19 protein-coding genes and 1 pseudogene are annotated in these 22,799 nt (G+C 74.0%); 2 read left to right on the top strand and 18 right to left on the bottom strand.

Annotated elements, in window-relative coordinates; all coding sequences use genetic code 11:
- Nucleotides 1–45: 45 nt before the first annotated feature.
- The 5 genes from gdhA to PU704_RS06440 all read right to left on the bottom strand — a co-directional run bounded on the left by gdhA (nucleotide 46) and on the right by PU704_RS06440 (nucleotide 5,593).
- Nucleotides 46–1,386, bottom strand: a complete 1,341-nt coding sequence (gene gdhA, locus PU704_RS06460) for an NADP-specific glutamate dehydrogenase (RefSeq protein ID WP_277550716.1) — start codon at nucleotides 1,384–1,386, stop codon at nucleotides 46–48.
- A 44-nt stretch (nucleotides 1,387–1,430) separates the two neighbouring features.
- Entirely contained in the window at nucleotides 1,431–2,015 is a 585-nt protein-coding gene (locus PU704_RS06455; protein WP_075872616.1) for an ArsR/SmtB family transcription factor, read from the bottom strand.
- Nucleotides 2,016–2,104: 89 nt separating this feature from the next.
- Nucleotides 2,105–3,316, bottom strand: a complete 1,212-nt coding sequence (locus PU704_RS06450; RefSeq protein ID WP_277550715.1) for an acetoin utilization protein AcuC — start codon at nucleotides 3,314–3,316, stop codon at nucleotides 2,105–2,107.
- Between the two features lie 89 nt (nucleotides 3,317–3,405).
- The gene (locus PU704_RS06445; RefSeq protein ID WP_277550714.1) at nucleotides 3,406–4,107 is read right to left on the bottom strand and encodes a potassium channel family protein; all 702 of its coding nucleotides are present in this window, start codon (nucleotides 4,105–4,107) and stop codon (nucleotides 3,406–3,408) included.
- Nucleotides 4,108–4,153: 46 nt separating this feature from the next.
- Nucleotides 4,154–5,593, bottom strand: coding sequence for a TrkH family potassium uptake protein (locus tag PU704_RS06440; protein ID WP_277550713.1), 1,440 nt, complete (start codon nucleotides 5,591–5,593; stop codon nucleotides 4,154–4,156).
- Between the two features lie 132 nt (nucleotides 5,594–5,725).
- On the opposite strand from PU704_RS06440, the gene PU704_RS06435 reads away from it, so the two are divergent.
- Both PU704_RS06435 and PU704_RS06430 read left to right on the top strand, forming a co-directional pair.
- The gene (locus PU704_RS06435) at nucleotides 5,726–7,129 is read left to right on the top strand and encodes a TrkH family potassium uptake protein (RefSeq protein WP_277550796.1); all 1,404 of its coding nucleotides are present in this window, start codon (nucleotides 5,726–5,728) and stop codon (nucleotides 7,127–7,129) included.
- Nucleotides 7,122–7,790, top strand: a complete 669-nt coding sequence (locus PU704_RS06430) for a potassium channel family protein (protein WP_047804683.1) — start codon at nucleotides 7,122–7,124, stop codon at nucleotides 7,788–7,790. The genes PU704_RS06435 and PU704_RS06430 overlap by 8 nt, the downstream gene beginning before the upstream one ends.
- Before the next feature lie 81 nt (nucleotides 7,791–7,871).
- On the opposite strand, the gene proC is transcribed toward PU704_RS06430, so the two are convergent.
- The 13 genes and pseudogenes from proC to PU704_RS06365 all read right to left on the bottom strand — a co-directional run bounded on the left by proC (nucleotide 7,872) and on the right by PU704_RS06365 (nucleotide 22,760).
- Nucleotides 7,872–8,708, bottom strand: a complete 837-nt coding sequence (gene proC, locus PU704_RS06425; protein WP_277550712.1) for a pyrroline-5-carboxylate reductase — start codon at nucleotides 8,706–8,708, stop codon at nucleotides 7,872–7,874.
- A gap of 49 nt (nucleotides 8,709–8,757) precedes the next feature.
- A complete protein-coding gene (locus PU704_RS06420; protein ID WP_277550711.1) occupies nucleotides 8,758–9,621 on the bottom strand; it encodes a sugar phosphate isomerase/epimerase family protein in 864 nt (287 codons plus the stop codon).
- Nucleotides 9,618–10,595: a Ppx/GppA phosphatase family protein gene (locus PU704_RS06415; protein WP_075872620.1), complete on the bottom strand. Its 978-nt coding sequence runs from the start codon at nucleotides 10,593–10,595 to the stop codon at nucleotides 9,618–9,620. Before PU704_RS06415 ends, PU704_RS06420 begins: the two co-directional genes overlap by 4 nt.
- A gap of 49 nt (nucleotides 10,596–10,644) precedes the next feature.
- Nucleotides 10,645–13,518 (bottom strand): type I DNA topoisomerase, encoded by a 2,874-nt coding sequence (gene topA / locus PU704_RS06410; RefSeq protein WP_277550709.1) that lies wholly within the window; start codon nucleotides 13,516–13,518, stop codon nucleotides 10,645–10,647.
- Nucleotides 13,519–13,714: 196 nt separating this feature from the next.
- Nucleotides 13,715–14,152, bottom strand: coding sequence for a pyridoxamine 5'-phosphate oxidase family protein (locus PU704_RS06405; protein WP_277550708.1), 438 nt, complete (start codon nucleotides 14,150–14,152; stop codon nucleotides 13,715–13,717).
- A 70-nt stretch (nucleotides 14,153–14,222) separates the two neighbouring features.
- Nucleotides 14,223–15,878 carry a DUF7059 domain-containing protein gene (locus PU704_RS06400; protein WP_277550707.1) on the bottom strand — a complete coding sequence of 552 codons (1,656 nt, stop codon included), beginning with the start codon at nucleotides 15,876–15,878 and terminating at the stop codon, nucleotides 14,223–14,225.
- A gap of 1 nt (nucleotide 15,879) precedes the next feature.
- Nucleotides 15,880–16,830: an oxygen-dependent tRNA uridine(34) hydroxylase TrhO gene (gene trhO / locus PU704_RS06395; protein WP_277550706.1), complete on the bottom strand. Its 951-nt coding sequence runs from the start codon at nucleotides 16,828–16,830 to the stop codon at nucleotides 15,880–15,882.
- Between the two features lie 87 nt (nucleotides 16,831–16,917).
- Nucleotides 16,918–17,370: a pyridoxamine 5'-phosphate oxidase family protein gene (locus PU704_RS06390; RefSeq protein WP_238986104.1), complete on the bottom strand. Its 453-nt coding sequence runs from the start codon at nucleotides 17,368–17,370 to the stop codon at nucleotides 16,918–16,920.
- Between the two features lie 180 nt (nucleotides 17,371–17,550).
- Entirely contained in the window at nucleotides 17,551–18,792 is a 1,242-nt protein-coding gene (galK, locus tag PU704_RS06385; protein ID WP_277550705.1) for a galactokinase, read from the bottom strand.
- Nucleotides 18,789–19,889 carry a galactose-1-phosphate uridylyltransferase gene (gene galT, locus PU704_RS06380; protein WP_380113007.1) on the bottom strand — a complete coding sequence of 367 codons (1,101 nt, stop codon included), beginning with the start codon at nucleotides 19,887–19,889 and terminating at the stop codon, nucleotides 18,789–18,791. The genes galK and galT overlap by 4 nt, the downstream gene beginning before the upstream one ends.
- A gap of 112 nt (nucleotides 19,890–20,001) precedes the next feature.
- A pseudogene (locus PU704_RS06375) lies at nucleotides 20,002–20,322 on the bottom strand (carbohydrate ABC transporter permease); the annotation flags it as partial.
- Nucleotides 20,323–20,452: 130 nt separating this feature from the next.
- The gene (locus PU704_RS06370) at nucleotides 20,453–21,343 is read right to left on the bottom strand and encodes an aldose 1-epimerase family protein (RefSeq protein WP_277550704.1); all 891 of its coding nucleotides are present in this window, start codon (nucleotides 21,341–21,343) and stop codon (nucleotides 20,453–20,455) included.
- A 220-nt stretch (nucleotides 21,344–21,563) separates the two neighbouring features.
- Nucleotides 21,564–22,760 carry an ROK family transcriptional regulator gene (locus PU704_RS06365; RefSeq protein WP_277550703.1) on the bottom strand — a complete coding sequence of 399 codons (1,197 nt, stop codon included), beginning with the start codon at nucleotides 22,758–22,760 and terminating at the stop codon, nucleotides 21,564–21,566.
- Nucleotides 22,761–22,799: the final 39 nt, after the last annotated feature.

Raw genomic sequence — 22,799 nt, 5'->3', positions numbered from 1 at the left:
ACGGGTGGGACCGCCGGGCCCGGCCGGAGCCGGACCCGGCGCGGATCAGATGAGGCCCTGGGCCATCATGGCGCCGGCCACCTTGACGAAGCCGGCGATGTTGGCGCCGGCCACGTAGTTGCCGGGCATGCCGTAGTCCTCGGCCGTCTCGGCGCACCGGTCGTGGATCGACGTCATGATCTGCCCGAGCCGCTCCTCCGTGTACCCGAAGGTCCACGAGTCGCGGGACGCGTTCTGCTGCATCTCCAGCGCGGAGGTGGCCACGCCGCCGGCGTTGGCCGCCTTGCCGGGGCCGAAGAGCACCCCGGCCTCCTGGAACATCCGCGTGGCCTCGCCGGTGGAGGGCATGTTGGCGCCCTCGGCCACGGCCACCACGCCGTGCGCCAGCAGCTTCCTGGCGTGGGAGCCGTCCAGCTCGTTCTGGGTGGCGCACGGCAGGGCCACGGTGCCGGGGACGTCCCACACGGAGCCCTTGGCGATGAACCGGGCGCGCCCGCCGCGACGCTCGGCGTACTCCGAGATCCGGCCGCGCTCGACCTCCTTGATCTGGCGCAGCAGCTCCAGGTCGATGCCGTCGGGGTCCACCACGTAGCCGCCGGAGTCGGAGGCGGTGATCACCGTGGCCCCCAGGCGCTGGGCCCGGGCGATCGCGAAGGTCGCCACGTTGCCGGACCCGGAGACCAGCACCGTCTGCCCGTCGAAGGACTGCCCGCGGGTGCGCAGCATCTCCTCGGCGAACATGACGGTGCCGTACCCGGTGGCCTCGGTCCGCACGAGGGACCCGCCCCAGCTCAACCCCTTGCCGGTGAGCACGCCCGACTCGTAGCGGTTGGTGATGCGCTTGTACTGGCCGAACAGGTAGCCGATCTCCCGCCCGCCGACGCCGATGTCGCCGGCCGGGACGTCCGTGTACTCGCCGATGTGGCGGTAGAGCTCGGTCATGAAGGACTGGCAGAAGCGCATGATCTCCGCGTCGGAGCGCCCGCTGGGATCGAAGTCCGAGCCGCCCTTGCCGCCGCCGATGGGCATGCCGGTGAGGGCGTTCTTGAAGATCTGCTCGAAGCCAAGGAACTTCACGATGCCCAGGTAGACGGACGGGTGGAAGCGCAGTCCGCCCTTGTAGGGCCCCAGCGCGGAGTTGAACTCCACGCGGAAGCCGCGGTTGATGTGCACGCGGCCCTCGTCGTCGGTCCACGGGACCCGGAAGATGATCTGGCGCTCCGGCTCGCAGATCCGCTCGAGCACGGCGGCCTCGAGGAGCTCGGGGTGCCGGGCCACCACGGGGCCGAGGGAGTCGAAGACCTCGTCCACCGCCTGGTGGAACTCCACCTCACCGGGGTTGCGGGCCAGGACGGCCTGACGGATGGGATACAGGTCCTCGTGCATCGTGCTCCTCGTGCTTCTCGTGCTGGTCGGAAGGGTGGAGCCGGTCACCGTCGCGGGTGCCGGGGGCGACGGCGCAGGCCGGGCAGACCGGCCAGGAGGTCCGCGGCGCGGGCCCCGGCCCCTCGGGCCGGGCGCCGGGGCGTCCCGCCGGCAGGACGCCCGGCCGCGGACGGCTCGGCCCCGGGAGGTTCGGACATGAGCAGCTCCGGGCCCGGTTCCCGGAGCGCCGGGGCGGTGACCACCAGCTCCTCCGGGGCGCTCGTGAAGGGCTCGTCCGCCGCGGCCGCGGCGGTCCCGGGCGCCGCGCCCGGTTCCGGTGCGGTCGGTCGTGGTGCGGTGGGCTCCGGTGCGGCCCGCTGCTGGACCGCGTCGCCGGTGACCTCGTGGATCCAGCGGGTCACCTCGGCGAGGGGCTCGGGCCGTACGGCGTACAGCCGCCGCTGCCCCTGCGCCTCCATGGACACCATACCGGCCTCGCGCAGGATCTTCAGATGCTTGGAGACGGTGGGCTGGGAGACGCCCAGCTCCTCGACGAGGTCCCCCACGGGCCGCTCGCCGTCCTTGAGCACAGTGAGGATCCCCCGCCGGGTCTTGTCGGCGATCACCGCGAACACGTCGTTGTTGCCCATCCGATCACTGTAAACGCGTTGGCGGGCGGCACCCGGCAGCGGCACGTCCACCCGGCTCCCCCGCTCGCCGGCAGCCGCGGGCTCGGGGCTCAGTCGAACCACGGGTCCAGCCCCCACTGCGGGAAGACCTCCTTGCGGGTGGCCATGATCGTGCGGTCGGTCTCGTCGTTGGGGTCGAAGCCGACCTCCCACGAACGCCACCACAGGTCCACCTCGTCGCCCATCACCCGCGGCGCCTCGGCCCCGTAGCGCTCGCGCACGTGGTCCCGCCACGGCTGCGGCACCGCCGCGCCCACGTCCACCGGGTGCCCGGCGGCGATCGCGACCAGGTGCGTCCACGACCGGGGCACCACGTCGTGGCAGTTGTACCCGCCCCCGCCCGTGGCGATCCACCGGCCCTCGCACAACTCGTCGGCGAGCCCGGAGAGGGCGACGGCGGTCTGCCGCTGGGCGTCCACGCTGACCCGCAGGTGGGTGAGCGGGTCGGCGAAGTGGGAGTCGCAGCCGTGCTGGCTGACCAGGACCTCGGGGGCGAACTGGCGCAGCAGCGGCGGGACCACGGCGTCGAAGGCCCGCAGCCACATGGCGTCGTCGGCGGTGGCGGGCATGGCGACGTTGACGGCGTACCCCTCGGAGGCCCCCCGGCCCGTCTCGTTGGCGAAGCCGGTGCCCGGGAACAGGGCCAGGCCGGTCTCGTGCAGCGAGATGGTGAGCACCCGGGGGTCGTCGTAGAAGATCGACTGGGTCCCGTCCCCGTGGTGGCCGTCGACGTCCACGTAGGCCACCCGCCGGACGCCCTGCTCGAGCAGGTGCTGGATGCCCACGGCGCAGTCGTTGTAGATGCAGAAGCCGCTGGCCCGCTCCGCGTGGGCGTGGTGCATCCCGCCCCCGAAGTTCACGGCGCGCACCGCGTCCCCCGTCAGGAGGGCCGCGGCGCCCTGGTAGGTGCCGCCCACCAGCCGGGCGCTGGCCTCGTGCACCCGGGGGAAGGCCGGGGTGTCCTCGGTGCCGAGGCCGCACTTGGGGATCTCCAGGGAGGGGTCCGCGCCGACCGCCCGCACCAAGTCCAGGTAGTGCTGGGGATGGACGAGGCGCAGGACGTCGTCCGGGGCGACCTCCGGGGCCTCCACGGTGACGTTGGCCCGGCGGTCGAGGCCGAACTCCTGGACGAGGCGGTGCGTGAGCTCGAGCCGGGAGGGGTGCATCGGGTGGTGGGGCCCGAAGTCGTACTCGAGCAGGGCGGGGCCCCAGAACAGTCGCGTGGGGCGCGGGGCGCCGGGCCCGGATGTAGCAGGAGTCACACGGCCATTAGACCACTCGCGCCGTCGCCCCGCCGCCGGCCCGCGGCGCCGGGGCCCAATGTGTCCGCCCGGGCCGCGTCCCCGCACGCTCAGTCGAGGTCGCTGAACGCCTGCACCTTCCGGGTGGGCCCGATGACGAGGATCTGGTCGGTCTTGTACAGGACGGTCCCCGGCTCGGCCGGTTCCCAGGCCTCTCCCGGGCGCCGCACGGAGACCACGGAGACCCCGTGCGCCCGGCGGAGGTTGAGCGCGTCCAGGGGGCGCTGCTGGACCGCTTCGGGAGCGGGGCAGCGGATCAGCGCGAAGCCGTCGTCGATCACCACGAAGTCGAGCACCCGGCCCTGGATCAGGTGGGCGGAGCGCACGCCCATGTCGTGCTCGGGGCTGATCACGTGGTGCACCCCGAGCTGCTCGAGGATCTCGGCGTGCGGACCGGTGATGGCCTTGGCCCAGATCTCCGGGTGGCCGAACTTCAGCAGCCGGGAGGCGACCAGGATGCTGGCCTGCACGTCCGAGCCGATCCCGACGACGACCTTGTCGAACTCGTCGACCCCCAGCTGGCGCAGCAGCTGCTCCTGGGTGGCGTCGGCGCGCACCACGGCGGTCAGCTGCCCGTTGAGCTCCTGGACCACGCCCTCGTCGGTGTCGACGCCGAGCACCTCGGCGCCGTTGTGCATCAGTTCCAGGGCGAGGGCGGCGCCGAAGCGGCCCAGGCCGATCACGGCCACCGTGCCGGGTGTCCGGCGGCCGGAGGGGTGTCGCGCGGTGCTGGCCGGGCGGGTGGGGAACATGCGGGGACCTCCTGGAGGTGTCAGGGCGGGGGTGGGGGAATGGGGATCAGCCGATCAGCGGGCGTTCCTTGGGCAGCTCGTAGAGGGCTCTGCGCGGCCGGGCGGCCATGGCGGTGGCCACCGTGATGGGTCCCAGCCGCCCCAGGAACATCAGGGCGATGAGCACTCCCTGGCCCGCCGGCGAGAGAGCGGCGGTGATCCCGGTGGACAGGCCCACCGTGGCGAAGGCGGAGATCACCTCGAACAGCAGCCGGTCCAGGCCGATGTCCTCGTGCAGCAGCATCAGCACCATCGTGGCGGTGGCCACCGCGCCCAGGGCCAGCACCACCACCGTGGTGGCCTGGCGCTGCACCGAGCGGGACAGCCGCCGGCCCAGCACGTTGACCGCCGCGCCGCCGGTGACCTCCGTGTAGGCGATGAAGCCCAGGACGACGAACGTGGTGACCTTCAGGCCGCCCGCGGTTCCGGCCGGCCCGCCGCCGACGAGCATCAGCAGGTCCAGGCCCAGCCAGGACACCGGGTGCATGGCGGAGATGTCGATGCTGTTGAAGCCGGCGGTGCGGGCGATGGTCGACTGGAAGAAGCCGGCCAGCAGCTTCTCGTCCGCCCGCATCGGGCCCAGGGTGGCGGGGTTGGCCCACTCCACCGCGCACAGGAAGACCGTGCCGGCGGCGAGCAGCACCACGGTGGCGAACAGCACGATGCGGGTGTTCATGCTCCACCGCCGCGGCCGGCGCCACTCCCGGCGCAGCTCGTAGAGCACCGGGAAGCCGAGCCCGCCCAGGATCACCGCGGCGATGAGCGGCAGGTTGATCCAGGGGTCGGTCGCGAAGTCCATGATCGAGAGGGTGTACAGGGCGAACCCGGCGTTGTTGAACGCCGAGACGGCGTGGAACACCCCGTGCCAGACCGCCTGTCCGGCCCCGTAGCCGTAGCCGGCGGCGAAGCGCAGGGCGAGCGCGGCGGCCACGAGCGTCTCGATCACCAGGGTGGTGACCAGCACGCGCAGCAGCACCCGGCGCATGTCCCCGTAGCCGGGGCTCTTGGTCTCGGTCGAGCTCATGATCCGGGCCGTCAGGCCGAGCCGGCGGGCCAGCAGGATCCCGAGCACGGTCGCGAAGGACATCACCCCGAACCCGCCGATCTGGATCAGGGCCAGGACCACGGCCTGCCCGAACGGGGTCCAGTAGGTGGGGGTGTCCACCACGATCAGCCCGGTCACGCAGATGGCCGAGGTCGCGGTGAAGAAGGCCTCCATGAAGGAGGCCCCGCCGGGGCCGACGCGGGCGACCGGGAGCAGCAGCAGGACGGTGCCGGCGACCAGTGCGGTCGCGAAGGCGCCGATGATCAGCTGGGCGGTGCGCGCCGCGGTCACCTCCCGCGGGTCGGTGCTCCGCCGGGACGCCCGGGGGCGTCTGCGGCGGGGCCTGGAGGCGTGGGTCAGGCGGCGGACCCGGGCCCGCAGCAGGGCCTCTTCCAAGGGCATGGGCGATAACCTACACCCGCGGGGCGGCACGCCGCGCCGCGGGTGCGATACTGTCTCGGGCCGGGGCACGCGCCGCGGCCGACGCCGTCCGGGCCGGGCGGCCCGGACACAGGAGGAGGGCCCGTGAGCAACCTGCAGCACCGGTCCTGGGTGTCCCGCGAGGAGCGGGGCCGCTTCTGGCTGCTCACCTCGCTGCGCGACCTCGTGGACCGGATAGCGGCCGGCTCCCCCGCCCGCCTCGCCGTGATCTCCTTCGCCGCGGTCGTGACCCTGTTCTCCTTCCTGCTGTGGCTGCCCGTCTCGTCCGCGCCCGGGGTGGACACGGAGCTCGAGGACGCCGTCTTCACCGCCACCTCAGCCGTCACCGTGACCGGGCTGACCACGGTCCCGACCGCCACGAACTGGTCCTTCTTCGGGCAGTTCGTGATCCTGGTCGCGATGCAGATCGGCGGCCTGGGCACCCTGACCATGACCTCGATCCTGGCCCTGGCGATCGGCCGCAAGCTGGGCCTGAAGTCCCGGCTGATCACGCAGGAGGCGCTGAACATCGGGCGCCTCGGCGAGGTGGGCTCGCTGCTGCAGGTCATCGTGGTGATGTCGGTCGTGATCGAGGCGGTCCTGGCCGCCGTCCTGACGATCGGCTTCCTGCTGGTCGGGGAGCCCTTCCTCACCGCCCTGTGGCACGGGGCGTTCTATGCGGTCTCCGCCTTCAACAACGGCGGGTTCACGCCCCACTCGGACGGGCTCGTGCCCTACACGGACGCGGTGCTGATCCTCCTGCCGATCGCCCTGGGCGTCTTCCTCGGCTCCCTGGGGTTTCCCGTGGTCCTCGTCCTGCGGCAGACGGGTCTGCGCTTCTCCCGGTGGAACCTCAACACGAAGCTGGTCGTGGTGACCACCACGATCCTGCTGTTCGTCGGCTGGGCGCTGTTCCTGGCCTTCGAGTGGTCCAACCCGGACACCCTGCAGGGGCGGCCCGTGACGCAGAAGGTGTTCGAGGGGTTCTTCCACTCGGTCATGGTCCGCTCCGGCGGCTTCAACCTGGTGGACATGAACAGCCTGGAGCCGGTCACGCTGCTCATGACGGACGCGCTGATGTTCGCCGGCGGCGGCCCCGCGTCCGTGGCGGGCGGGATCAAGGTCACCACGCTCGCCGTGGTGTTCCTGGCGATCCTGGCCGAGGCCCGCGGCGACCGGTCGGTCATCGCCTTCTACCGCACCATTCCCGAGGACGCGCTGCGCATCGCGATCTCGGTCATCATGATGGGCGCCACCGTGGTCCTGGTCGGCTGCGGGATCATCGTGGAGATCTCCGAGGAGCCCCTCGACCGGGTGCTGTTCGAGGTGATCTCCGCCTACGCCACCTGCGGGCTGAGCGTGGGCCTGTCCGGCGAGCTCCCGCCGGAGGGAAAGTACGTCCTGTCCGTCATCATGCTCGTCGGCCGCATCGGCACCACCACCGTGGCCGCCGCGCTGGCGCTGCGCTCGCGCCGCCGTCTGTACAAGTACCCCGAGGAAAGGCCGATCATTGGCTGACCGTTCGTCCCACAGCGTTCCCGTCCTGGTGATCGGTCTCGGCCGCTTCGGCACGGCCACGGCCCTGCAGCTGGCCCGGCAGGGGCGGGAGGTCCTGGGCGTGGAGCGGGACGCGCAGCTGGTGCAGAAGCTCTCGGGCCAGCTCACCCACGTGGTCGAGGCCGAGGCCACCGACATCGACGCGCTGCGCCAGCTCGGCGCCGCCGAGTTCGACTCCGCGGTGGTGGGCGTCGGCACGTCGATCGAGTCCAGCGTGCTGATCACGGCGAACCTCGTGGACCTCGGCGTGAGCCGGATCTGGGCGAAGGCCATCACCCCGGCCCACGGCAAGATCCTCTCCCGCATCGGCGCCCACCACGTGATCTTCCCCGAGGCCGACGCCGGCCGGCGCACCGCGCACCTGGTCTCGGGCCGGCTGCTGGACTACATCGAGTTCGACGACGACTTCGCCATCGTCAAGATGCACCCGCCGCGGGAGGTGCAGGGCTTCACGCTCGGGGAGGCCCACGTGCGCTCCAAGTACGGCGTGACGGTGGTGGGCGTGAAGTCGCCCGGGGAGGACTTCACCTACGCCCGTCCCGAGACGAAGGTGACCTCCCGGGACCTGCTCATCGTCTCCGGGCACGTGGACCTGCTGGAGCGCTTCGCCGCCCGGCCCTGACCGGACCCGGGCGGGCCGCCGCGGACCCGGGCGGGCCGGCGCAGGGGGCACGGCGCGCCCGGTACGGGAGCGGCGCGGGGCTCAGCCGGCGCTGAACTCCCGGGTCAGCTCCGCGGAGCGGTCGGCCGAGGCCTGCGCGGCGGCGGCGACGAGGTCCTCGAAGCCGTTCTCCTGGAAGGTCGTGATCGCCCGGTCCGTGGTGCCCTTGGGGCTGGTCACGGCCCGGCGCAGCGCCGCGGGGTCGGCCTCGGCCGGGCGCAGCAGCTCACCGGCGCCGGAGACGGTCTCCTTGGCCAGCACCCGGGCGACGTCGGCCGGCAGCCCCATCCGCTCCCCCGCCTGCTGCATCGCCTCGGCCAGGAGGAACACGTAGGCCGGTCCGGAGCCCGAGACCCCGGTCACGGCGTCGACCTGGTCCTCGGGGACCTCCACGACGGTGCCGACGGCCTCGAGCACCCGGCGCACGGCGCGGGTCTGCTCGGCGGTGGTGGCGGCGCCCGGGGTCACCGAGACGACGCCGCGGCCCACGCTCGAGGGGGTGTTGGGCATGGTCCGCACCACCGGCTGTCCGGCGGGCAGGGCCTGCTCGAGGGCGCCGACCGAGATGCCGGCGGCCACGGAGGCCACGACGGTGCCCGGGCGCAGGGCGGGGGCGATCTCGCGGGCGAGTTCGAGGATGCCGACCGGCTTCACGCCGAGCAGCACGACGTCGGCCTCGCGGGCGGCCCGGCGGTTGGCCTCGGGGTCCTCACCGGTGACGTACGGGCGCACCCCCGTCTCCTCCTGGAGCCGGTGCGCGCTCTCGGCGGAGCGGACGGTGGCCCGGACCTGCTCCACGGGCACGCCGGAGGCCAGCACCCCCCGCAGGATGGATCCGTTCATGGAGCCGCAGCCCAGGAAGGCGAGCACAGGTGTCATGGTCGGTGGGGTCCTCTCGAAGCGGGATTGGGTCGGTTCGGGGCGGCCGTCAGCCGCCCGGGGCCTCGTCGGCCGGTGCCCCGTCGGCCGGGGCGTCCTCGGCCGGGGTGGTGTGGCGGCGGGCGAAGTCCAGGGACTCGGCGAGCCACTGGGTGCGCTCCTCGGTGCTCGTCGAGCGGCGGGTGGAGACCTCCACCCCGATCACCCCCTGCCACCGGGTGGCGGCGAGGTGCTGGAGCGACTCGGCGACCGGCTGCACGCCGTGGCCGGGCAGCAGGTGCTCGTCCGCGGTGGTCTCCCCCGACCCGTCCGTGAGGTGGACGTGGCCCAGGCGGGGGCCGAGCTCCTGGATCGCGGCGAGGGAGTCCATCCGGGCGGTCGCGGCGTGGGAGAAGTCCCACGTCACCCAGTCGTAGTCCTGCCCGAGCGGGCTGTAGTGCGGGGCGTAGACCACGGTGTCGCGCCCGCGCACCCGCCAGGGGTACATGTTCTCCACGGAGATCTTCACGCCCGTGGCCTCCGAGACCACGCGCACGCCCTCCACGAAGTTCGAGGCGTACTTGCGCTGCCACCGGAAGGGCGGGTGCACGACGACGACCTCCGCGCCGACCTGCTCGGTGAGCGCCGCGGCCATCTGGATCTTGGTCCACGACTTGCCCCAGACCTGCTGGGTGAGCAGCAGGGTGGGGGCGTGGATGGTGGAGATGGGCAGCTGGTGGCGCTGCACGAGGTCGCGCAGCTGGTGGTTGAGCTGGCTCATCCGCTCGTGGGTGACGAGCACCTCCACGCTGTCGTAGCCCAGCTCCACGGCCGCCTCGAAGGTCTCCGGGACCCCGAGCGGGTAGAGCGAGCTGGTGGACAGCGCCACGTGCGCCCGGTACGGCTCCCCGGCGGAGCCCTGCTGCTCGCTCATGCCGCCCCCACCAGGTGCCGGGGGTCGACGGTGCGGACGTCGGCGTGGCTGCTGAGCTGGTCCAGACGGCGCAGGATCAGCCCCTCACGCAGGGCCCACGGACAGATCCGCAGCGAGTCGATCCCGTAGGCGTCCATGGCGGCCTCGGCCACCACCGCGCCCGCCAGGATCTGCCGGGCCCGGGCGGGCGAGACCCCGGGCATCTCGGCCCGCTCGTCCGGGGTCATCGCCTCCATCCGCCGGGTCCACAGCCGCAGGTCCTCCAGGTGCAGGGTCCGCGGGACGTAGGGCCCCATGGCGTAGGGGGCGGCTCCGCAGATCCGGGCGAGGGAGCGGAAGGTCTTCGACGTGCCGGCCACGCAGGTGGGCTCCCCGGCCGCCCGGACCTTCGCGACGGCGGGCTTGAGCTCCCGGCGCACGTGCTTGCGCAGGGCCTTCATCTCCTGGGGCGTGGCGAGGTCACCGGCGATGAACGTGCGGGTGAGCCGCCCCGCGCCCAGCGGCACGGAGGTCGCCACGGCGGGCAGGGCATTGTCGCCCAGCGCCATCTCGAAGGACCCGCCGCCGATGTCGAGGTCCAGGACGGTGCCCGCCCCCCAGCCGAACCAGCGGCGCACCGCGAAGAAGGTGACGGCCGCCTCCTGGTCCCCGGCCAGCTCGGTGAGGGTCACCCCGGACCGGGACTGCACGTGGTCCAGCACCTGGGCCCCGTTGCCGGCCTCGCGGATCGCGGAGGTGGCGAAGGCCAGGAAGTCCTCCGCGGCGTTGTCCACCGCGAAGTCCCGGGCCTCGATCACGAAGGAGGTCAGGGCGTCCCGGCCGGCGTCGGAGATGTTGCCGTCCTCGTCCAGGTACTGCACGAGCCGCAGGGCCAGCTTGTGGGACGCGTACGGCTCGGGCCGGGAGCCCGGGTAGACGTCCAGCAGCAGCAGGTGGACCGTGTTCGATCCGACGTCGAGGACTCCCAGACGCATGCCGTGGTGCTCCTTCGAGTTCCGTGTCCGTCCCGCGGCGCGGGGCGGCTCAGCCCTTGGTCCCGGCGCGGGCGGGGCGGCCCGTCGCCGGCTTCCCGGCCGTGCTCTTCCGCGTGCCGCTCTTCGCGGCCGGGGACTTCCCGGCTGCGGACTTCCCCGCTGCCGACTTGCCGGCCGTGGACTTGGCCGGGGCCTTGGCGGTGGAGCGCGCGGCGCGCTTGGGCGCCGGGCCCTGGGCGCGCTTCTCGGCGAGAAGCTGGCTGGCGCGCGCCGGGGTGATCTGCTCCACGGTCTCCCCGCGGGGGACCGTCACGTTCGTCTCCCCGTCGGTGATGTAGGGCCCGAAGCGCCCGTCCTTGATCACCATGGGCCGCTCCGTGATCTGATCGGTGCCCAGGTCCGCGAGCGGCGGCTTGGCGGTGCCCCGCCCGCGCTGCTTGGGCTGGGCGTAGATCTGCAGCGCCTCCTCGAGGGTGATCGTGAACAGCTGCTCCTCGGACTGCAGGGAGCGGGAGTCGGAGCCCTTCTTGAGGTAGGGGCCGAAGCGGCCGTTCTGCACGGTGATCTCGTTGCCCTCGGCGTCGGTGCCCAGGGTCCGCGGCAGGGACAGGATCTTCAGCGCGTCCTCGAGGGTCACGTCCTGCAGGGTCATCGAGGACAGCAGCGACCCCGTGCGCGGCTTCTCCTTGACCGGCTTCTTCGGGGGCTTCGGCTTGCCGTTCTTGTAGTACTCGACCGGCTGGGCCGCGAGCTCCTCGGCGGTGGGCTCGGGGATCACCTCGGTGACGTAGGGGCCGTAGCGGCCGTCCTTCGCGATGATGGCCCGCCCGGTGCCCGGGTCCCGGCCGAGCTCCCGGCCGTCGGCCTTGCCGGTCTCGATGAGCTCGCGGGCCTTCTCGGGCGTCAGCTCGTCCGGGGCCAGGTCCTCCGGCACGTTCGCGCGGATCGGCTCCGTGATCTCGCCCGTTCCGGGATCCACCGCGCCCGCGACCTCGAGGTAGGGGCCGAACTTGCCCACGCGCAGGGTGATGGTGTCGGTGACGGGGATCGAGTTCACCGCGCGGGCGTCGATCTCGCCGAGGTCGTCGACGATGGGCTTGAGCCCGTTCTCGTGCTCCTGGGAGCCGAAGTAGAAGTCCTGCAGCCAGTCGGTGCTGTCCTCCTCCCCGCGGGCGATGCGGTCCAGGCCCTCCTCCATCTCCGCCGTGAAGTCGTAGTCCACGTAGTCCGAGAAGTGCTCCTCGAGCAGGCGCACCACGGAGAACGCCGTCCACGACGGGATGAGCGCCGAGCCCCGGACCCGGACGTAGCCGCGGTCCATGATCGTGGAGATCACGGCCGCGTAGGTCGACGGCCGCCCGATGCCCAGCTCGTCGAGGACCTTGACCAGGGACGCCTCCGTGTAGCGCGGGGGCGGGGAGGTGCGGTGGCCGTCCGCGGCGACGTCGGTCGCCTCGAGCCGGTCGCCCTCCGCCATGCGCGGCAGCCGCTTGTCCCCGTCCTTGCCCTCGGCCGGCTCCTCGTCGCGGCCCTCCTCGTAGGCGGCGAGGAAGCCGCGGAACGTGATGACGGTGCCGGACGCCGAGAACTCGGCGTCCCGCCCGGAGGACGAGGTCGCCCCGAGCCGCACGGTGGCCGTGGAGCCCTTGGCGTCGGCCATCTGCGAGGCGACGGTGCGCTTCCAGATCAGCTCGTAGAGCCGGTAGGCGTCCGCGGAGAGCTCCCCGCGGACCTGGTTGGGCGTCCGGAAGGAGTCCCCGGCGGGGCGCACGGCCTCGTGCGCCTCCTGGGCGTTCTTCGACTTCGAGCTGTAGACGCGCGGGGAGCCCGGCACGGCGTCGGAGCCGTAGAGCTCCGCGGCCTGCCGCCGGGCGGCCGAGACCGCCTGGTCTGACAGCGCCACGGAGTCGGTGCGCATGTAGGTGATGTAGCCGTTCTCGTAGAGCTTCTGCGCCACCTGCATCGTGGTGCGCGAGGTGAACCGCAGCTTGCGGGCGGCCTCCTGCTGCAGCGTGGACGTGGTGAACGGCGCGGCCGGGCGGCGGGTGTAGGGCTTGGTCTCCAGCGACCGGACCGCGAACGCGGCGTCCTCGAGCCCGGCGGCGAGGTCCCGGGCCGCCGTCTCGTCCAGGTGCACGAGCTTCCCGGCCGCGCTCTTGAGCGCGCCGTCGTCGCCGAAGTCCCGGCCCCCGGCCACGCGCTTGCCGTCCACGGAGGACAGCCGCGCGCTGAAGGCCGTGCCGGCGTCCTCGCCGTCGGTGCGGGCGAAGGTCCCGCTGAGGTCCCAGTAGTCGGCGGGCACGAAGGCCATGCGCTGGCGCTCGCGCTCCACGACCAGACGCGTGGCCACGGACTGGACGCGGCCCGCGGACAGGCCGGAGGCGATCTTGCGCCACAGCACCGGGGAGATCTCGTAGCCGTAGAGCCGGTCCAGGATCCGCCGGGTCTCCTGCGCGTCGACCAGGTCCTGGTCCAGCTCGCGCAGCTCCCCGAAGGCGCGCTCGATGGCCTCGCGGGTGATCTCGGGGAAGGTCAGCCGGTAGACGGGGACCTTGGGCTTGAGCACCTCCAGCAGGTGCCAGGCGATGGCCTCGCCCTCGCGGTCGCCGTCGGTGGCGAGGTAGAGGGCGTCGGCCTCCTTGAGCTTGCGCTTGAGCTCGGTGACCTTCTTCTTCTTGTCCGGGTTCACCACGTAGTACGGCTCGAAGCCGTGCTCCACGTCCACCGCGAACTTGCCGTAGGGCCCCTTCTTGAGCTCCGCCGGCAGCTCCGAGGGCTGCGGGAGGTCACGGATGTGCCCCATGGAGGACTCCACCTCGTAGGCGTCGCCGAGGTACCCGGCGATGGTCTTGACCTTGGAGGGGGACTCCACGATGAGCAGGCTCTTGCCCGTTCCCGGGCTCTGGGTGGCCTTCGTTGGCACGGTACTCCTTGCTGCGGTCCGCGCAGGCCGCGGGACGCGGCGCTGCTGGACGTCGGGTCGGACGGGCGGGCGGGCGTCGTCCGGCCCGCCTTGCGCTCCACCATAACGTGTCGCCGGCGGCGTCCCTCGCGCCGCGGAGGACACGGGGGACGCCGGCGGCAGCCGGCGCGGTCGGGCCCGTGGCCGGGCCGCCGGCTCAGGAGGGGTAGTGCTCCGGCTCCTCGGCGATCGTGAACTCGCGTCCGGTGGCGGTCTCCACGTCGATGACCACGAAGTTGTACTTCAGCGTGGGCGCCCACGGCTTCAGCGGCAGCTCCTCGGCGGCCTCGATCTCCGCGCGGGTCTCCAGCCGGCGGGCCCGGCCGTGCACCACGACGGAGCGCACCACGTCGTCGTCCGTGACCTCGTCGATCTCGAAGGCCACCTGGTCGTTGACGATCAGGCTGGAGAGCTTGGAGCCCTGGGCCGTGCGGAAGTACAGCTTGTGCTGGTGCGCCACGTAGTTCACCGGGAAGATGTCCACGAGCCCGGCGGCCTCCACGGCCAGGCGGCCGAACGGGTGCTCGGCCAGCAGCTGCCAGACGGTGTCCTTGTCCAGGGTCTTGATGGGGTTGAGGTTGTCTCCGATGCTCATGCACTCATCCTTCCACCCGCGACGCCCCGGCGTCCCGTGCTCATCCGCCCACATCCGTCCGGACCCGAGGTCAGGCCGGTGGCTGCTCGAGCGGCACGAGGAAGCCGTCGAGCACGAGGTGCCGGACCTCCTCCGTGAGCCGCTCCCGCTCGTTCCCGGCCCACTCCAGCAGCGCGGCGAGCGCGGCGAGGATCTGCCGGGCGCTCAGCTCGCCGTCGCAGGCGCCGGCGAAGCCCGCGGCCTCGCTGGTGAGCACCGTGGTCCGGCGCAGCCCCGCCCCCTGCCGGAGCAGGATCACCCCCGGGTGCTCGGCGCCGGGGCGCTGGTGGCGCTCCTCCGTGACGTCCTCGGCCGCGACCAGGTGGGCGTCCGGCCAGTCCTGCGGGTGCTCCGCGAGCCAGTCGGCGCGCGCCCACGCGGCCGCCAGCGCCGGGGCGAGCGGCTGCTGCACCGGGTGCGGGACGTGCTCGAAGCGGCGCAGCGCCCCGCCGTGCGGGCGCGGCGCGTGCGGTCGGCGCAGCCGGATCATCCCGAAGCCCACGGCCTCGACCCCGCGGGCGGCGAAGTCCTCGAGGTAGGCCCGGTAGGCCCGTTCGTAGTGCTCCGGGTCCCGGGACTCGGCGGCGTCGCGCAGCCACGTCTCGGCGTACTCCTCCGGACCGGCCAGCTCCCGCTGGATCCACCACGTGTCGATCCCCTCGGGCACCCAGCGCTGCGGCCGGTGCATCCACCGCTCGGCGACGGGCACGGGCTCCCCGGCGGCGTCCTCGGCGGCGAGGACCTCCCAGTTGCCGAGCAGGTGCGCGGTGGCACCCGGGGCCATGACCCCGGGCAGCGCCCGCACGAGGTCGGCCACGATCCGGTCCCCGGCCAGGCCGCCGTCGCGGTAGGTGAAGCGGTCCGCCGGGGTCTCCCCCGGGGCGCGGGGGGTGATGACGAACGGCGGGTTGGAGACCACCAGGTCGAACCGCTCCCCGGCCACGGGCTCGAGCAGGGAGCCCGCGCGGAGGCTCACCCGGTCCTCCAGCCGGTGCGGGTCGAGGGCGAGGGCCTCGGCGTTGAGCAGCAGGTTGAACCGCGTGAAGCCCAGGGCCCGGTCGGAGAGGTCGGTGGCGGTCACGTGCCGGGCGTGGGCGAGCAGGTGGAAGGTCTGGATGCCGCAGCCGGTGCCCACGTCCAGCGCCCGCCCCACCGGCCGGCGGTCGGTGGTCTGCGCCAGGGTCAGCGACGCCTGCCCGATGCCCAGCACGTGGTCGCGGCGCAGCACGCCGGGGCGCTGGGACTCGCCCAGGTCGCTCGCCACGTAGAGCTCGGTCCCGTCGTCGGCGGCGTGGGGCCGCAGGTCCACCGTGGAGCGCAGCCCGCCGGGGATCTGCTCCGCGAGGCCCAGTCCGACCAGGTCCTCGGGGGCGACGGCCGAGGCGGCGAGCACCTCGGCCGGGACGGCGCGGCCCAGCAGGAACAGGACGACCAGTCCCGCCGTCCCGCGGTCCGGGTGCCCGGGCGTGCCGAGCACCGGCTCGAGCACCCGCAGGGCGGGCACGGCCTGGTCGCGGGCGAGCGCGTCCATCGCGGCCGCGCCCAGCAGCCCGGCCACGCGGTCGTGGGTGAAGCCGCTGCCGCGCAGGGCGCCGTGCAGGGCGGCCAGCCGGCGCGGGTCGTCGGAGACGGGGGTGCCGGGCACCCGGGAGAAGACGGGGGCGACGTCGGGGCTGTCCGGGACCATGTCAGTGCTCCTGTCCGGGCGTGGTCGCGCCGTGCGGGAGCAGGGCGGGGGGCGGAGCGCCGCCGGGCGTGCTGCCGCACCCCGCCGGGCAGGTCGCCGCAGGGCGCTCCCCGCGGCAGGCCGGGCAGGCCAGGAAGAGGGCGCGGCAGGAGCCGTCCGCGCAGTTGACGAAGCGGTTGGCGGGCGCGCCGCACCGGTCGCAGCGCCCGATCGTCACGGCCTCCGGGGTGAACTGCACGTGCATCCGCCGGTCGAAGACGTACAGGGACCCCTCCCACAGGCCCCGGTCCCCGCGCTCGCGGCCGTACGCCGCGATGCCGCCGTCGAGCTGGTAGACCTCGTCGAAGCCGCGGCGGCGCATCAGCGCGGAGAGCACCTCGCAGCGGATGCCGCCGGTGCAGTAGGTCACCACGGGCCGGTCCTTGAGGTGGTCGTAGGCCCCGGAGTCGAGGGCGGCCAAGAAGTCGCGGGTGTGCGCGACGTCCGGCACCACGGCTCCGCGGAAGCGCCCGATCCGCGCCTCGTGGGCGTTGCGCCCGTCGAAGAACACGACGTCCTCGCCGCGCCGTGCCACCAGGCGGTCGACCCCGTCCGGGCTCAGCCGCGTCCCGCCGCCGACCACGCCGTGCTCGTCCACCTCGAGCTCGTCCGGGGCGCCGAAGGAGACGAGCTCGTCACGGACCCTGACCGACAGCCGGGGGAAGTCCTCGGCCGAGCCGTCCGACCAGCTGAGTGCCACGTCCTGCAGCGCCGGGTGGGTGCGGGTGTCCCGCGCGTACCGCTTGAGCGCCCCGACCTCACCGCCGACGGTGCCGTTGAGCCCGTGCGGGGAGACCAGGATCCGCCCGCGCAGCCCCAGGGCCTCGCACAGGGTGCGCTGCCAGAGCATCACGGCCGCGGGGTCGGGCAGCGGGGCGAAGACGTAGTGGGAGAGGATCCGGTGCTGTGCCACCGCACCAGGCTACAAGTGCCGCGGCGCCCCCCGCGCCGCCCGGGTCAGTGCCCCCGGTTCAGCGTCCCGGGTCCGTGCCCCCCCGGTTCAGTGCCCCAGGCGGAACACGCGGCCGGTGACCTTCGTGGGGGCCACCTCCACGTACTCGGGCTTGGTGGTCTCCACCCACGGCCGCAGCGGGAGCTCGTCCACCCGGGCGGTCTCCTCGGGGTCGGTCAGCCGGCGGGCCGTGCCGCGCACCATCACCGACCACGCCTCCCCGCCCTGGGCGTGGTCGACCTGCACCGCGACGTGCTCGTTGAGCACCAGGTGCAGCAGCTTGGTGCCCTGGGCGGTGCGGAAGTAGATCTTCCCGTCGTCGGCCACGAGGTTGACGGGGGTGATCTCGATCTCGTCGCCGTCCGTCGTGGCGATCCGCCCGAAGCGGGCGCTGCAGAGGTGCTCCCAGCACTGCTCCTGGGACAGCTCCGTGACCGGGGGCCGGTGCGTCCGGTCCTCCTTCGCGGGGTTGTGCCCGGAGATGTCCATGGGGTTGCTCATGCGGTCATTCTGGCACGCGGTCCCGGCCGGGGTGACGCGTGTCATGTTCGTGACCACACCGTCGTCGCCGCGTGCGCGGGCCCGCCCGCTGGGCGCGAACGGGTCCTCCCCACGGCTCGGGCCCCTCGCCGGGACCGGCCGCCCGCCCCGGTGCGGTGTCCGCCCGGGCGGGCGGCGGGCTCAGCGGACCCGGCCCGCGCCCTCCCCGGGGGCGACCACGAACGTGCCGGGGGCCCGGTGGCCGGCCCGGGCGAAGGCCTGGGTCACCGCGGCGGCGGTCCGCTCGGCCTCCCCGGCGGCCACGAGGGCGATCGCCGAGCCGCCGAAGCCACCGCCGGTCATCCGCGCCCCGATCGCCCCGGCGGCCAGGGCCGCCTCCACGGCGAGGTCCAGCTCGGGGCAGGAGACCTCGTAGTCCTCGCGCAGCGAGGTGTGGGAGGCGATCAGCAGCTCGCCGATGCCGGCCACGTCCCCGGTGCGCAGCCGCTCGACGGTGGCCAGCACCCGGGCGTTCTCGGTCAGCACGTGGCGCACCCGCCGGGCGGTCACCGCGTCGAGGGCGCTCAGGTCGGCGTCGGCGGGGACCTCGCGCAGGGAGGCGGCCCCGAGGGCGGCGGCCCCGGCCTCGCAGGAGGCCCGCCGGGCGCCGTAGCCGCCGTCGGCGTGGGAGTGGGCGACCCTGGTGTCGATCACCAGCACCGCCAGCCCGTGCTCGGCCAGCGGCAGCGGGACGGTCTCGGCGGCCAGGCTCCGGCAGTCCAGGAACAGGGCGGCCCCGGCGCGGCCCATCAGCGAGGCGGACTGGTCCATGATCCCGGTCGGGGCGCCGACGAACTCGTTCTCCGCCCGCTGGGTCAGCCGGGCCATGCCCGGCCGGTCCAGGCCCAGCTCCAGCAGGTCGTTCAGGGCCACGATCGTGGCGACCTCCACGGCGTGGGAGGAGGACAGTCCCGCGCCCACCGGCACGGTGGAGTCCAGCAGCAGCTCGAAGCCGGGCACCTGCACCCCCTCCAGCCCCGCCAGCACGTGCACGACCCCGGCCGGGTAGGCCCCCCAGTCGCCGACCGCCCCCGGGGCAAGGTCGGGGATGCGGAAGCGGACCCGGGACAGGCGCTGCCCGTCGGGGGCGTAGGTGGAGGCCAGCTCCACCGTGCCGGGGTCCGGTTCCGAGGCCCGGCGCAGCCGCACCGCCACCATCGCGGAGCGGTCGATGGCGAAGGGCAGCACGAACCCGTCGTTGTAGTCGGTGTGCTCCCCGATCAGGTTCACCCGCCCGGGGGCTCGCCACACCCCGTCCGGGGCGTGGCCGTACACCTCGGCGAAGCGGTCCGCGAGCTCGCCGGCCCGGGCGGCGCCCCGGCCCCCGGTGTGCCGGCCGGCTCCCGGCCGGGCGGTCTGCTGGTGGGTGCGCGGTGCGGTCATCGTGCGGCCTCCCTCAGGCGTGCGGCGGTCTGCTCGGCGGTGACGTCGTTGATGAACGCGCCCATCGCCGCCTCCGAACCGGCCAGGAACTTCAGCTTGTCCTCCGCCCGCCGCGGGCTGGTCAGCTGCAGGTGCAGCCATCCGGCCTCCCGGTCCGCGGCGTTCACCGGGGTCTGGTGCCAGGCCGCGATGTAGGGGGTGGGGGTGGTGTAGAGCCGGTCCACCCGCTGCACCAGGTCCTGGTAGAGCACCGCCAGCTCGTCGCGCTCGGGACCGGTCAGCGCCGCCAGGTCCGGGACCTGCCGGTGCGGGAGCAGGTGGACCTCCAACGGCCAGCGCGCGGCGTAGGGCACGTAGGCGGAGAAGTGCTCCCCGGCCAGCACCATCCGCTCCCCCGCCGCGGTCTCATCGGCGAGCACCTCGCCCATCAGCGCCCGCCCGGTCTCCTGCAGGTGCGCCCGCGAGCGGGCGGCCAGGCGGGCGGCGTGCGGGGCCGGATACGGATAGGCGTAGATCTGCCCGTGCGGGTGGTGCAGGGTCACCCCGATCTGCTCGCCGCGGTTCTCGAAGGGGAACACGTGCCGGATCCCGGCCGTTCCCGAGAGCGCCTCGGTGCGCTGGGCCCACGCCTCCACCACCGTGCGCGCCCGCTCGGGGGCCAGGTCCGCGAAGGAGCCCCGGTGCTCGGGGGTGAACACCACGACCTCGCACCGGCCGTAGGCCGGGGACGGGACCCCCCACAGCGTCCGCTCCTCCGCCCCGGCCGGCTCCGGCAGCGCCCCCAGCTCCGGACCCAGGGACGGGAAGCGGTTCTCGAAGACGACGACGTCGAAGTCCTCCGCCGGGATCTCCGACTCCCGCCCGCCCACGGACGGGCACAGCGGGCACTGGTCGGCCGGGGGCAGGTAAGTGCGGGTCTGCCGGTGGGCGGCCACCGCCACCCACTCCCCGGTCAGCCGGTCGAAGCGCACCTCGCCGTGCCCGGCCCGCTCCCCCAGCGGACGACGGTCGGTCACCTGCTCGACCGGCTCCGTGCCGCGGTCGGCGAAGAACACCGCCTCCCGCCCGTCGGCCAGGTGATGCACCCGGTGCGCGATGGCCGTGTGCTGCCCCCGCGTGGTCGGGACGGCGGGAACCGGGGGTGTCTGCTGCTGGGGCACGTCGGGCCCTTCCTGACGGTGGGTGGTCGTTGGGGAGGTGTGCACGGCCCTACTGTCCCCCCATGCCGGAGGTCGCGAAGCCGCGGATGATGTGGCGCTGGAAGAGCATGAACACGATCAGCAGCGGCAGTGCGCCGATCACGGCACTCGCGAGCTCCTGGGCGTACTGCACCCCGTAGGCATTCTTCACCGTACCGAGCCCGACGGGGATCGTCATGAGCTCCGGCGAGTTGGTGACGATGAACGGCCAGAGGAAGTTGTTCCACGCGCTGATGAAGACGAAGATCGCGACCGCGGTGAGGATCGAGCGGGACAGGGGCAGGATCACCGACCAGAACACCCGCAGGTCCCCGGCCCCGTCGAGGCGTGCGCGGGCACCGGGGGCCGAGGGCTCCGACCGTGCCGGCGCAGGGGACATCGAGCGGCTGTGCCGGGCGCAGCAGGGTCCGGCCGTCGAGGCACGGCGGACGGACCGGCGCGCCCGCACGGCCCGGTCGTCCTCAGAACGCGCGGAGCTCCCAGTCCAGCGCGTGCTCGGCCCCCGGGGCGAGCACCACGAGGTCCTGGCCCGAGTTGAAGGCGTCGGGCGGGCAGTCCATCGGCTCGACCGCCAGCCCGCTGCGCGGCGCCCCCACGAGGTGGTCGCCGGTGTGGATCTGCACCCAGGCGGCGCGGGGGTCCCAGCCGAGCAGCGCGCCGTGACCGTCCGGGGCGGTGAGGCGGACCGTGCACCGCCCGTCGTGCGGGACCACGCCGGTGAACGCGTTGTCGACGAAGGCCCCCCGCAGCGGACGCCCCGCCCGGAAGTCGAAGGCGCCTCCCGCCGTGTCCTCCAGACCGGTCGGCAGCAGCCGGTCGGGGGAGACCTGCAGCATGCTCGACGCGTCGAGCTCGAGGACCCAGTCGTCCACGTCCCCGGCACCGGCCACGACGTAGGGGTGCGAGCAGCACCCGAAGGGCGCGTCGGCCTCCCCCTCGTTCCGGGCCCGGATCCCCACCCGCAGGCCGTCCTCACCGAGCGTGTAGCGCACCTCCACCCGCACGGCGAAGGGGTACCCGGGGTCCGCGCCCAGTCGGAGGGCGAGCACCACGTCCGTCGAGCTGCTGGAGACCACCTCCCACTCGCGGTCGAAGACCAGCCCGTGCAGGGCCGTCCTGCGCTCGGGCTCCGTGACGGGGACCTCGAGCCGGCGGTCGGCGAAGCGGTACCGGCCGTCGGCCAGGCGGTTCGGCCACGGGGCGCACACGACGCCCCGGAAGTCCTCGGTCGTGGTGCCCGGCTCCCGGGCCACCACCAGGCCCCTGCCGTCGTGCTCGAGCGCGCACAGCGCGGCCCCGAGGGTGTCGACGAGTGCGGTGTAGCCGCCGGCGGCGAGCGGGAACGACGTCACGGGGTCCTCCTGGAGGGTGGGGCCGCTCGCGGCGGCCGCGAGGACGGTGGGCGACCGGGACGGCGGTCCGGGTCGGGGCGGGGCGCCGCTGCTGCGCCGGGGGCGGCGGAAGGGCGTACCGGAGCGACGCTATCAGCGCGGTGCCGCCCGTGGCGCAGCGCACACGCCACGGGCGCGCGGGGACTCCCGGGCGACCGTGGCACGGTGCCCCCGCAGGGCCTCAGCCGGCCGCCGCCCCCAGCTCCAGGTCCAGGGCGTGGCGCTCCACGTGGTCCAGGGCCAGGCGCACCGCCCCCACCGAGACGACCGCGTCCCCGAGCACGGAGACGGCGACCCGCGGAGGCGTGGCGGTGAACCGTGGCAGCTGCTGGTCGATGCCCTCCAGCAGGACCGCGGAGGACTCGGCCACGGCCCCGGCGATGACCACCAGCTCGGGGTCGAGGAGCGTGCCCAGCAGGCCGATGACCCGTGCGAGGCGCTCGGCCAGCCGGTCGAGGATCCGCCGGGCCACGTCGTCCCCGGCGGCCGCCGCGCGGAAGACGTCGCGGGCCTCCACCGTTCCGGCGGGCCCGGCCAGGTTCCGCAGCGCGGTGGCCGGCGCGCCCGGCAGCAGCGCCTCGGCGCCCCAGGCCCGGCACAGCGCCGCGATGCCGTCCGGGCTGCCGACGCCCTGCACCAGGGCCAGTCCGCCGAGCTCGCCCGCCGCACCGGAGCGGCCGTGCAGCAGGCGGCCGGCCTCCATCACCCCGGTGCCGATCCGCTCCCCGGCCAGCATGACCACGAGGTCGTCCACCCCGGCGGCGGCACCGCACCAGCGCTCGGCCATCGCGGCGAGGTTGGCGTCGTTGGCCAGCAGGGTGGGCCAGCCGCGGCGCTCCTGCAGCCGGCGCTCGAAGCCGAGGTCGAAGGCCTCCCAGAACGGCTGGCCGTGGGAGATCCTGCCGCGGCGGTCCACCGGCGCGGCGATCCCCACGGCGGCGGCCAGCACCGCGTCCGGGGCCACGGCGGCGTCCGCGAGCGCGCCGTCGACGGCGGCGTCCACGGTGCCCAGGCGCCGCGCCGGGGCCGGGTCGGCGAAGACGCGGGTCGCCCGGCCCAGGACGCGGCCCCGGAGGTCGGCCACCACGGCGGTGGTCCTGGCCTCGCCGACGTCCACGCCGACGACGAAGCCCGCCCGGTCGTCGAACCGGAACCGCCGCGCGGGCCGGCCCACCTGCGCCCCGGAGGACCCCTCGACCTCCTGGATCCAGCCTCGGTCCAGCAGGTCGTCGCACACGGCGATCACCGTGGTGCGGACCAGGCCGGTGGCGGCCATCAGCTCGGTGACGGTGACCACGCCGGCGTCGCGCAGGACCTGCAGGACCGCGCCCAGGTTGGTCCGCCGCAGCAGCTGCGGAGATGTTCCGGCACGGCTCACTCGATCCCCCTTGACGCTCGTCGGATGTGATCCGCATAA

Origin of the sequence: Kocuria oceani, assembly GCF_029524215.1 — a bacterium.
GTDB classification, from domain to species: Bacteria; Actinomycetota; Actinomycetes; order Actinomycetales; family Micrococcaceae; genus Kocuria; species Kocuria oceani.
This window is presented reverse-complemented; position numbering and strand designations above follow the sequence as displayed.